Raw genomic sequence first — 11723 nt, 5'->3', positions numbered from 1 at the left:
TTTACAGGAGTTTTACATGGGCATCCGTATAACAGGTACAGGTTTATTTCACCCAACCGAATCGATTTCCAATGAAGAGTTGGTTGAAAGTTTAAATGCTTATGTAGAACAATATAACCAAGACAACGCCGCTCAGATCGAAGCAGGCGAAATCGAGGCTTTACGTGGTTCAAGCCCTGAATTTATTGAAAAAGCATCAGGAATTAAACGTCGTTATGTGGTCGAAAAATCAGGTATTTTAGATCCAACCCGCTTGCGCCCGCGTTTGCAGGAACGTAGCAACGATGAGCTTTCACTTCAAGCGGAGTGGGGCGTGATTGCGGCTAAACAGGCGATGGAAAATGCAGGTGTAACCGCTGACGACATCGATGTAGTGATTTTGGCATGTTCAAACATGCAACGTGCTTATCCTGCGGTTGCGATTGAGATCCAGACAGCTCTTGGGATTAAAGGCTATGCCTATGATATGAATGTGGCATGTTCTGCTGCAACATTCGGTTTGAAGCAAGCTTATGATGCGGTGAAATGTGGCGCTCGCCGTGTATTATTGCTCAATGTTGAAATCACCTCAGGCCATCTGGATTATCGTACCCGTGATGCCCACTTTATTTTTGGTGATGTGGCGACAGCGTCAATTATTGAAGACACTGAAACCAAATCAGGTTTCGAAATTTTAGATATTCATTTGTTTACCCAGTTCTCAAATAATATCCGTAATAACTTTGGTTTCTTGAATCGCAGTGAAGATGCGGTTGTAGATGACAAACTGTTCCGTCAAGACGGTCGTAAAGTATTTAAAGAAGTTTGTCCGCTTGTTGCGAAGATCATTACTGCACAGCTGGAAAAACTTGAATTAACGCCTGAACAAATCAAGCGTTTCTGGTTGCATCAAGCCAATGCCAACATGAATGAACTGATTTTAAAATTGGTTGTTGGTAAAGACGCTGATCTTGAGCGTGCACCGATCATTCTGGATGAGTTTGCCAATACTTCCTCAGCAGGGGTTATCATTGCGATGCATCGTACTGGTGAACAGGTCGATAATGGCGAATTTGCTGTAATTTCTTCTTTCGGTGCGGGCTATTCAGTCGGTTCGATTGTGGTACAAAAGCATATTGCTTAAGCTTTTGGCTAGAATATAAAAAAACACCACGATTGTGGTGTTTTTTATGCCTTATGAAACTTTAAGCTTCAATCGCTTGAACTGCAATTTTCTTGGCAGGATCTGCCTTACGGCGTACCGCAGGCACTGGCTCACCATGATATTGGCGATCAGCAAAGTAGCTTGAACGAACCATTGGCGCAGACCAGATATTTCTGAAACCGAGTTTACGGCCATGTTCAGCATAACGCTCGAATTCTTCTGGCGTAACAAAGCGGTCAATTGGGGCATGTTGTTTAGACGGTTGCAGATATTGACCAATGGTCACGTAATCCACATCGTGTGCACGCAGATCATCCAGTAACGAAATCACTTCTTCTTCAGTTTCACCAATACCCACCATCAAACCACATTTGGTTGGTACATCAGGGCAGTATTCTTTAAACATTTTTAACAGGTTTAAAGAGTGCTGATAGTCAGAGCCTGGACGCATCGCTTTATAAAGGCGAGGTACAGTTTCAATATTGTGGTTGAATACATCTGGCGGACATTCAGTCATGATGCGTAAGGCGATATCCATACGACCACGGAAGTCAGGTACCAGAATTTCCAATAAGGTTTTTGGACTTAATGCACGTGCTTCCTTGATACAGTCAACAAAGTGTTGAGCACCACCATCAAGCAGGTCATCACGGTCAACCGAGGTAATCACGGCATATTTTAAGCCAAGATTAGAAATGGTTTCAGCCATGTGACGCGGTTCATCCGGGTCCAATGCATTTGGACGACCGTGTGCAACATCACAGAAAGGACAGCGACGGGTACAGATATCGCCCATGATCATGAAGGTTGCTGTACCACCACCGAAGCATTCAGGCAGGTTAGGGCAGGCAGCTTCTTCACATACGGTATGCAGTTTTTGTGAACGCAAGGTTGTTTTGATACGCTGAACTTCTTCTGGAGCGGTCATCTTGACTCGAATCCAGTCAGGTTTGCGAGGTACTTCAACCGTAGGGATAACTTTTACAGGAATTCTTGCGACTTTTTCCGCGCCACGAAGTTTTATACCCTGTTCAGGTTTACGGTGTTCAGACATATACTTCCTACAGCCTTTGATTTGAGATATGTGAATATTATAGTCAAATTTACCGCATTAAAGCAGGAAAAGTGGTATTCATTTTGAAAATGTAAATATATAAAAATATATAGTTGTGAAATACATCATCTCGCTGCATATTGGTTATCATATAGAGAGCAAAAACGGTTAAGAGACAAAGGAGCTTTGAATGCCACGTAAGAAAGAGGTCGTTGGTGGGAATATTGTTAAATATGATGCAGTAATTCTCGGTTCTGGCCCAGCTGGCGAAGGCGCGGCAATGAAGCTTGCAAAAGCAGGTAAAAAAGTTGCAATCGTTGATGTTCGTGATCAACTCGGCGGTAACTGCGCACATGTAGGCACAATTCCAAGTAAAGCTTTGCGTCAAACAGTTTCAAGTATCATTCGTTATCAACGTGATCCAATGTTTCAGAAAGTCGGTGAATGGAAGCAATTCACCATGAAACAGGTATTACGTAATGCGCATAAAGTGATTCAACAGCAAGTTGACACGCATACACGTTTCTATGATCGCAATAAAATCGAAGTCTTTCATGGACGTGCTTATATTCAGGATAAGAACACGGTTCTGATTTTTGGTCAGGATGGTATTAAAGACACCATTATTTGCAAGCAGATTGTGATTGCAACCGGTAGCCGTCCATATCAGCCAAAAGGTCTGGATTTTAATCATCCACGTGTATTTGATTCAGACAAGATTCTCGATCTTGATTTCGCCATCCAGAAAATCATCATTTATGGTGCAGGCGTGATCGGTTGTGAATATGCGTCAATTTTCATTGGATTAGATCATAAGGTTGATCTGATCAATACCCAGCAAAAGCTTTTAAGCTATCTGGATGATGAAATTGCCGATGCATTGTCATACCACTTACGTGAGCAAGGCGTATTGATCCGTCACAATGAGCAGATTGATCATTTAGAGACGTTTGATGATCACGTGGTTCTGCATTTATTAAGTGGCAAGAAGATCAAGGCAGATGCGATCTTGTGGTGTAATGGCCGTTCAGGCAATACCGATGGTTTAGGTCTTGAAAATGTAGGCTTAGTACCAAATGGTCGTGGTCAGTTGATGGTCAATGATCAATACCAGACCGAAGCAGAAAATATTTATGCAGCGGGTGATGTGATTGGCTGGCCATCATTGGCATCAGCGGCATATGACCAAGGTCGTTGCGCAGGTGCGAACATGGTTGGCGAGAAAAATGTCAAGCCAATCCGTGACGTTCCAACTGGTATTTATACCATTCCAGAGATTTCTTCGATTGGTAAGACCGAACAGGAGTTAACGGAAGAGAAAGTCCCTTATGAAGTGGGGCAGGCTTCTTTCCGTCATCTGGCGCGTGCGCAGATTACTGGTGATACGGTGGGTGAATTAAAGATTCTGTTCCACCGTGATACTTTAGAAGTATTAGGTATTCATTGCTTTGGGAATAATGCGGCAGAGATTATCCACATTGGACAAGTGGTGATGCATAGTCCGAACAATACCTTGAAGTATTTTGTTGAGACTACTTTCAACTATCCAACCATGGCTGAAGCCTATCGTGTTGCGTCTTTAAATGGTATGAATCGTTTGTTCTAAGCCAGTCAGTCCTTGTATGATGCAAATGCCAATCACCTTGATTGGCATTTTGCTATCTTGAGTTGAATAAAAGGGAAATATGAAAAATCAAAAAAATAATCTGATCATTGTTGCCATCGTCTTGTTGGTCGCGGCTTATTTTGGTCTGGATTTTAAGCAAAAACAAAATACTGGTGCTGGTATTCAGACTTCGAATACAGGAAATACGGTTTCTGTCGATGATCAGCACAAGATCATGCAGGCTTATCAGCAGCAACGCAGTAATGTTCAGGTGCAAGCTCAGGGCGTAGTGAAAGCGATTTTGCCTGATGATAATGATGGCTCAAGACATCAGAAAATGATTCTTAAGTTGGACAATGGATTAACTGTGCTGATTGCGCACAATATTGATTTGGCGCCAAGAATTGAGGGGCTTAAAAAGGGTGATGTCGTGGAGTTCTATGGTGAATATGAATATAGCCAGAAAGGTGGCGTAATTCACTGGACGCATCATGATCCACGCGGAAAACACATGGATGGATGGCTAAAATATCAAGGAAAAATCTATCAATAACATTTTTCCTTGATCGGTTACTTGCAAGATAGGCGCTAAATTAGCGTGTAAGCGCCAATTTTTGACGAATTTTCCATTTAGGTAGGACTTTAGCTAAATACGCGTCCATGCACCATACAGGGCCAATCAGAAGGAATTGTAAGTCTTTAAAGAAAGAAGGCTTCTTGCCTTCAACTTTATGACCATAAAATTGACCGATCCAGGCAATTACAAATACCCCGATATAGAATCCGACACCGACTGGCAAGATCACAATCAGCCATGCCATCATGGCCAATAAAGCTGCCATTGCAATTGCAAGTACCAGGTCTAAACGAGCATAAAAGACTAAAGTTAAAACCAGCAACAATGCGGTGAGTAAGATGCTAAAGTGCGCAAGGATACCAATAATCGAAAATAAGATGGCAGGAACACAAACCCAGTGAATTTTTTTGTTGGTCTGGTTCTGATGGCTATCGCTATATTCATCAAACCACTCTTCAATTGATTTCACAATGCGCTCCTCGCTATATTCATTTTTATGGCTTCAATATACCGAACAAAAGAACAGGGCGTAAAGCGTTAAAAAAGATTGCCGATAAAAATAAAAAAAAGCCGCATGAAGCGACTTTTTTTGAATGCTGTGGTTTAACGCTTAAGAGTTAGGACCATCAACACGTTCAATGCTGACATTACCCGTACCAGCGCTAGACATACCGAGTTGCTTTGCAGCACCATAAGATAAGTCTAATACACGGTTACCATGGAATGGGCCACGATCGTTGACCTTCACAACCACACTCTTGCCATTGTCTTTGTTAGTTACACGGATGTAACAGTTCAAAGGCAGGCTACGGTGTGCAGCAGTCATGGCATTCATATCGAATGTTTCACCGCTTGCTGTTTTACGGCCATGGAATTGACGACCATACCATGAGGCAACGCCGCTTTGGCTGAATTTACGAACTGTGTTCGAAGCAACAGTATTCAGTTTTTCAATCACTGAAGGCTCTTCTTCAGGGATATCGATCTTTGCAGCAATCGTCTGGCGACGTACTTTGTCACCTGAACTCTCAGTGATTGAAAGACTATTAACGTTAGAGAAACGAGAATTAAAATTTTGAGAATCTTTGCTTAGAACGCGGGCAGCCAAATTAGAACCATCCACATCATTTGATAATGATGAAGACTGTACCATTTCAGCATGTAACGGGCTTAAACTTAAGCCTGCCGTCAGCGCTAGAATATATTTTAGCGAAAACTGCATTGTATAAACTCCTAGAGAACATGCTTTTCTATTTCATCAAAACTGCCTGAAATATAGTGCACATGTCTAATTATTCACTTTTGCAATTACTTTTAACTTGCGGCGATAATATTCATCGCTTACGAAGTGTGTCTAGTCTTTAACGATAAATAGTTACAAAAAGGGCAAAAACTTACAGTTTGCGGTTAAATAATAATCAATATTGTAACAAGAAATGAATTTTGCTGATTCTGTGTTCGTTTTTTATTAAAAAATTATTGACTTTCCATAATCTTGTAAAAAAGCTAGCCTATCGGCTAGCTACTTCTGTACCTAATAACCATACTGCTGTCGCATACATACGGCTCTTATTGTAGGTGGTGATCACCTGAAAATTTGGATAAGTAATATAGTAAATCGGACCAAACTGATCTTGTAACTGAATCACATTGACCAGATCGAGATCATCAATTTTTACCAATGGGTTAACGGGGGTAATACCCAGTCTTTTCAGCTCACCATAAGGCGTTGGCTGGGTAAGGTCCTTGGCAATTACGCTGTCAGGATTATTGCCTGAGTAGCGTGCAGGGAAGCCAATTGGACGATCACGTTCCCAGCCATACTGAGCTAAATAGTTTGCAATTGATCCAATCGCATCAGCAGCAGAATTTCTAAGATCAATGTGTCCATTGCCATCGTAATCGACCCCAAGTTTCTGGATGTTACTTGGCATGAATTGTGGATATCCAATTGCACCTGCGTAAGAGCCAACGATGCTATTCGTCGGATAACCTTCTTTATAGGTCCAGGAAATGAGTGCTGCGAGTTCATCACTAAAATAGTCGGCACGACGTGGATAGCCAAAAGCGAGCGTTGCAAGGGCATCACGTGTGATGAAAGAGCCTTTATTTGCGCCGTAACCGGTTTCTACGCCGAGAATACCTAAAATGACCGCTTTAGGGACGCCATACTGCTGTTCTGCGCGATTAAGCACATCTTCATACTCGTTTTTGAAGCGGACACCACGTTGAATGGTACCTTCGACTAAAAACATCGAGCGGTATTGATACCAAGGTTTGCTTTCACCCGGGCGGGTCATGATATTTAGAATATTAGGCAGGTTGCGCGCACCGCTCATGGCAGCGTCAATTTGTTCGCTGCTTAAGCCATAAGTGGTCATGGCTTTTTGTTTAAACGCAAAGTAATTCGGGTGATTATAAAATTCATTTGCTTGTGCCCAATTACTGCTCAAGAATAAACCAGCACTTAAAGTTAAAAATTTAAAAGTGTTATTTAAAGTAGGAAGAAACATAAGTTTATAAAATTCCTCATTATCGATGTGTATGAATAGACATAACCAGTCCAAAAGTTGACATAAGGGTAATAATTGCAGTTCCGCCATAACTCATGAACGGCAAAGGCACACCTACTACAGGTAAAATACCACTGACCATGCCTGCGTTTACAAATACATAAACAAAAAATGACAAACCAAAGGCGCCCGCTACTAAGCGACCGTAGTTATGAAAGCTTTGTAGGCCAATCTGGAAGGTCCTGAAAATAATTGCACAGTAAAGAAGAATCAGCAGGGTAACACCAATCAGGCCAAACTCTTCTGAATAGGCTGCAATAATAAAGTCAGTATGACCTTCTGGTAAAAAGTGTAAATGTGATTGTGTACCTTCAAGGAAGCCTTTACCCGAAAAACCACCAGAACCAATCGCAGTTTTGGACTGGATAATGTTCCAGCCTGTGCCTAAGGCATCTGCCTCAGGATTAAAAAGTGTTAATACCCGTTGACGTTGATAGTCATGCAGCAAGAATTCCCAAGCGATTGGAATAACAATCCCTGCAGCACCTGCGGCTGCCGCAATCAATTTCCATGACAGGCCGCTGAGGAAAAGCACAAAGATCCCGCTGGCAAGGACCAGCAAGGAGGTGCCTAAGTCAGGTTGTTCTGCAATCAGGAGGAAAGGCACCACAATCAGCATTAACGATAGAATAACCTGAGAGAAGCTTGGCGGCAGGGCCTTGCGTGACAAGAACCAGGCCACCATCATTGGCATGCCGATCTTCATAAACTCACTCGGCTGCACACTACCAAAGCCGGGAATGTCAATCCAGCGTTGTGCACCCATACGCACTTCACCAAAGACCATCACTGCAATCAGGCACAAGACACCGAATACATAAAAGTAAGGTGAGAATGCCTGATAGACTTTGGGTGGAATCTGGGCCAAACCAAACATCACGGCAAAGCCGATCCCGAAACTCATCGCCTGTTTGGTAACAAGCCCGACGTCTTGGGCAGATGCACTATATAAAACCGTCAGTCCGAGTATGGCATTGAGAATTAAAAACAGACAGAGCCAGGGATCAAGGTGAAGTTGTTGCCAACGGGAAAGTTGATTGGCTGTGCTCAAGCCATCACGTGGTGCTTGACGCAAAAATTTGTATTGTGAGCTTGGAGACATGCGATTCTAAATCAAGTAAATCAACGCTTCGCGCATGCTAACATAATCGCCGATTTAGACAATGCAAATTTAGAATTTGTGACATTTATAAGCGCTTAATTTTGCATAAAATCGGCATAAAAAAAGCGACGATTTTGCAATCGTCGCTTGTCTTCAGAGACAAAGCTTATTTTTGAACCAATAATTGATCAAAGTGCTTGGTGAAGACTTCAAGTTCGACCTGGCTTAAGCTTGGAATCAATTTCTTGATCACGATATGCACGGCGGTTTCAACCCCACTGGTTGCCACACTGGCAACGCCACGTTTGACCATACCTAGACCCAGAGTCTTGTTATATTCAGTCATAAAGTGATGAATCAGCGCATCAGCGAAAGTCTTAAACTGTTGTGTTAATACATCGCGTTGCTCTTTACCGTTTCCGGCAGCCACTTCGGCAAAGCTCTTTTTCATGTCAGTCACAAGGCTATCTGGTAATACTGTACCGATGCGTTGTTTACCGTCATTGTCAATGAACAGGCTCTTTTCCATAAAGGCTAAAGATTCACGCACCTGATCATTTGACGCTTTGCCTAACAACTGTTTCATGAGTGTTTCAACAATGCCGCGAATTTTAATCGCCAGACCTTCGGTCGTATCCCGTTTATCACTTGGTGGAAACTGCTGAACCAGGTGAACCAACATGGTGTCAATTAACTCATCAGTAAGCTGTAGAGAGATTTTGTCACGTAAAGGGTATTGAGGCTCTTTACTGTCACGATTGGCTTGTGCAAGCTGAATGTCCTGACTCAAACTTGCTGACGGAAGAATACCGAAATAACTGGTCATTGAAGAACGTCCTCTATATATCAAATTTATTCGTTTTATTGTCGTGCCAAGCGAATTGGCTCGGGCATCCATGACAAATCTGATACTCGGCATGGGTTAATATCCAAGCCCCCGCGACGAGTATAAGTTGCATAAACCATCAGTTTTTCAGGTTGCAAAAGTTGCCAGATATCGGCAAAGATTTGCTCGACACATTGCTCATGGAAACCATTATGCTGACGGTACGAGATAATATAAGCTAAAACGCTGCGATAACAAGGCTTTTTACCTTGCAAGCGAATAAAAACTGTACCCCAGTCTGGTTGACCTGTGACCGGGCAATTACTTCTTAAAAGATGAGAGTAAAGTTCAATTTCTACGTTTTCTTCGGCGGTAGCATCGAATTGCAATAAGGTTGAATCCGGATGTTCTGAAAGACGCTCAGGAACCAAATCATCAATGCAAATGCCTTGCGGTTTTGAAATCTCCAAGTCATCAACTTGAAATAGCTGTAATTCAACTTGAGCACCCGCAGCTTTGGACAGATCCTGTTCAACTGTTGCAATAAAGGCTTGTTTCGAATCAAATTGTGTAAAGTTCATGCTATTGAAATACAGCTTGAGTGACTTTGATTCAATTAAGTTCGGTGAGCTGGCTGGCAAGGTTAAACGGCCAATCGCCACTTGAGGCAAACCTAGCTGATTCAACCATGAAATTTCAAAAACATGCCACCAGTCTTTACCTTGAGTAATGCCTTCAATATGCGCATATTGTTGACGAGACTCAGCACGGGCAATTGGAAATAAAACTTCCGGTTGATATTGAGTCGGGTATTGGGTGTCTTTACCCAATAAAGAAAGTTCAACACTCATTCACGCATTCCTGAACCACGAGCTAATAAATGATAGGCAATTGCATAGAGGACAACACAGCACAGGGTCACAACACCTAAAGAGAAGGCCACATTGACGTCACTGTGTCCTAAAATGCCGTAACGGAAGGCATTGACCATATATACAATCGGATTAACTAAAGAGACGTTTTGCCAAAAAGGGCTTAATGCACTGATGGCATAGAACACACCACCTAAATAGGTGAGCGGGGTCAATACGAAAGTCGGGATAATGGAAATATCATCAAAAGACTTCGCATACACGGCATTAATAAAGCCACCCAGAGAAAATAATAATGAAGTAATAATGACGGTGTAGATCGTCACAAATAAATTATAAATTTCTAAATGTGTAAAGAACAAACTCATGATGGTTACAATCAGGCCAACCAGAACGCCACGGCTGACACCACCAATCACATAACCCCACAGGATTAAGTGCAGTGGCACGGGACTCATAATCAGTTCTTCAATACTTTTCTGGAATTTTGCACTAAAGAAACTCGAAGAAACGTTGGCATAACTATTGGTAATGACAGCCATCATGATCAAACCAGGCACGATGAACTGCATATAGCTAAAGCCACCCATTTCACCAATACGTGAACCGACCAGATTTCCGAAGATCACAAAGTACAGACTCATGGTGATCGCTGGTGGCAGCAAGGTTTGTGGCCAGATGCGCATGAAACGACGAATTTCTTTAACAACTAAAGTCCAGAGTGCTGTTTTTAATTGACTGAAGTTCATTCATTCGCTCCTGCAAGATTTTTCTCGACCATTTTCACGAATAACTCTTCCAGACGATTGGATTTATTCCGCATACTGTTTACTTGAATGTTCTGAGACTGCAATAACAGGAACAGGTCATTCATGCTGTGTGCTTTATCCATGGTGACTTCGAGAGTCACAGGATCAATCAGATTAAATTTGAAGCCAATAATATTCAGATCAAAACCACTAATCGGTTCAGCCAGATCACAAATGAATGATTCTTCATTCAACTGATTAAGGAAGCCTTTCATGGTGGTATCTTCTTTAATCACACCACGATCGATAATTGCAATACGACGACACAACATTTCTGCTTCTTCTAGATAGTGCGTGGTCAGAATGATAGAGGTACCGTTGTCATTCATTTCGGTAAGAAAGTCCCACATCGAACGACGCAGCTCAATATCAACACCTGCGGTTGGCTCATCCAGAATCAGCAGCTTCGGCTCATGCATCATGGCGCGTGCAATCATCAAACGGCGTTTCATACCGCCTGAAAGCATACGTGATTGAATATTACGTTTTTCCCATAGGCCCAGCTTTTCTAAATAATGTTCGGCACGTTGTTCTGCCACTTTTTTAGGAATGCCGTAATAACCGGCCTGGGTCACTAGAATATCGAAGGTTTTTTCGAATTGACCAAAGTTAAATTCTTGAGGAACAACACCAAGACATTGTTTTGCTTGAGAAGGATGGGTATCTAAGTTATGTCCAAAAATCTCAACTGAACCAGATGTTTTTTTGGCTAAAGAGCTAATGATACTGATCGTCGTCGATTTTCCTGCACCATTAGGGCCTAATAATGCATAAAATTCACCCTCAGGTACGGTTAAATTAATACCTTTTAACGCCTGAAAACCATTACGATAAGTTTTGGACAAATCGCTCAACACCAAAGCATCAGTCATAAACGTCTCACGTTGTTAAATTGAACGGGTATTTTGAGCGATATGAAAAAATAAACCAAGTAGAAAAATAGGTTTATGGCGTGTTAAAAACAGAACGTTGTGTATTCAACCCGATTTAAAAGAGAATAGTCCTGTTTTTTATCCGGTTTGGGGCTTAAAACTAGGGTGTGTTGACACTTTTAGATTAAAAAATAGCGAAGTAGTAAAATTAAATCGCCAAACCCAATTCTACTATTCGCTATGCCTCGTACCATGTTAACAGATCAACACTGGCAAAAGTTGAAAGCT

12 protein-coding genes are annotated in these 11723 nt (G+C 42.0%); 3 read left to right on the top strand and 9 right to left on the bottom strand.

The window, feature by feature from the left end:
• Window positions 1-16 precede the first annotated feature (16 nt).
• On the top strand, window positions 17-1123 hold the full coding sequence (locus tag MSG93_RS13000; protein ID WP_009509568.1) for a beta-ketoacyl-ACP synthase III: 1107 nt from the start codon (window positions 17-19) through the stop codon (window positions 1121-1123).
• Between the two features lie 61 nt (window positions 1124-1184).
• Here the strand turns inward: MSG93_RS13000 and lipA are convergent, their stop codons facing one another.
• Window positions 1185-2198 (bottom strand): lipoyl synthase, encoded by a 1014-nt coding sequence (gene lipA, locus MSG93_RS12995; RefSeq protein ID WP_004772671.1) that lies wholly within the window; start codon window positions 2196-2198, stop codon window positions 1185-1187.
• Between the two features lie 190 nt (window positions 2199-2388).
• On the opposite strand from lipA, the gene sthA reads away from it, so the two are divergent.
• On the top strand, window positions 2389-3804 hold the full coding sequence (gene sthA, locus MSG93_RS12990; protein WP_005231000.1) for a Si-specific NAD(P)(+) transhydrogenase: 1416 nt from the start codon (window positions 2389-2391) through the stop codon (window positions 3802-3804).
• Window positions 3805-3883: 79 nt separating this feature from the next.
• Window positions 3884-4357 carry a DUF3465 domain-containing protein gene (locus MSG93_RS12985; RefSeq protein ID WP_324622113.1) on the top strand — a complete coding sequence of 158 codons (474 nt, stop codon included), beginning with the start codon at window positions 3884-3886 and terminating at the stop codon, window positions 4355-4357.
• A gap of 40 nt (window positions 4358-4397) precedes the next feature.
• Here MSG93_RS12985 and MSG93_RS12980 read toward each other — a convergent pair whose 3' ends face one another.
• The 8 genes from MSG93_RS12980 to MSG93_RS12945 all read right to left on the bottom strand — a co-directional run bounded on the left by MSG93_RS12980 (window position 4398) and on the right by MSG93_RS12945 (window position 11435).
• Entirely contained in the window at window positions 4398-4850 is a 453-nt protein-coding gene (locus tag MSG93_RS12980; RefSeq protein WP_324622112.1) for a DUF962 domain-containing protein, read from the bottom strand.
• Window positions 4851-4991: 141 nt separating this feature from the next.
• On the bottom strand, window positions 4992-5603 hold the full coding sequence (locus MSG93_RS12975) for a septal ring lytic transglycosylase RlpA family protein (RefSeq protein ID WP_004772666.1): 612 nt from the start codon (window positions 5601-5603) through the stop codon (window positions 4992-4994).
• 289 nt (window positions 5604-5892) lie between these two features.
• The gene (gene mltB, locus MSG93_RS12970; RefSeq protein ID WP_005230996.1) at window positions 5893-6894 is read right to left on the bottom strand and encodes a lytic murein transglycosylase B; all 1002 of its coding nucleotides are present in this window, start codon (window positions 6892-6894) and stop codon (window positions 5893-5895) included.
• 19 nt (window positions 6895-6913) lie between these two features.
• On the bottom strand, window positions 6914-8056 hold the full coding sequence (gene rodA, locus MSG93_RS12965) for a rod shape-determining protein RodA (RefSeq protein ID WP_005230995.1): 1143 nt from the start codon (window positions 8054-8056) through the stop codon (window positions 6914-6916).
• 166 nt (window positions 8057-8222) lie between these two features.
• The gene (locus tag MSG93_RS12960) at window positions 8223-8882 is read right to left on the bottom strand and encodes a hypothetical protein (RefSeq protein WP_005230994.1); all 660 of its coding nucleotides are present in this window, start codon (window positions 8880-8882) and stop codon (window positions 8223-8225) included.
• A gap of 35 nt (window positions 8883-8917) precedes the next feature.
• Window positions 8918-9733: an NADPH-dependent 7-cyano-7-deazaguanine reductase QueF gene (gene queF / locus MSG93_RS12955; protein ID WP_032873097.1), complete on the bottom strand. Its 816-nt coding sequence runs from the start codon at window positions 9731-9733 to the stop codon at window positions 8918-8920.
• Window positions 9730-10503, bottom strand: coding sequence for an ABC transporter permease (locus tag MSG93_RS12950; RefSeq protein WP_004772656.1), 774 nt, complete (start codon window positions 10501-10503; stop codon window positions 9730-9732). Before MSG93_RS12950 ends, queF begins: the two co-directional genes overlap by 4 nt.
• A complete protein-coding gene (locus MSG93_RS12945; RefSeq protein WP_005230992.1) occupies window positions 10500-11435 on the bottom strand; it encodes an ABC transporter ATP-binding protein in 936 nt (311 codons plus the stop codon). Before MSG93_RS12945 ends, MSG93_RS12950 begins: the two co-directional genes overlap by 4 nt.
• Between the last annotated feature and the right edge of the window lie 288 nt (window positions 11436-11723).

Origin of the sequence: Acinetobacter sp. IK40 (assembly GCF_035615075.1) — a bacterium.
Classification (GTDB): Bacteria; Pseudomonadota; Gammaproteobacteria; order Pseudomonadales; family Moraxellaceae; genus Acinetobacter; species Acinetobacter courvalinii.
This window is presented reverse-complemented; position numbering and strand designations above follow the sequence as displayed.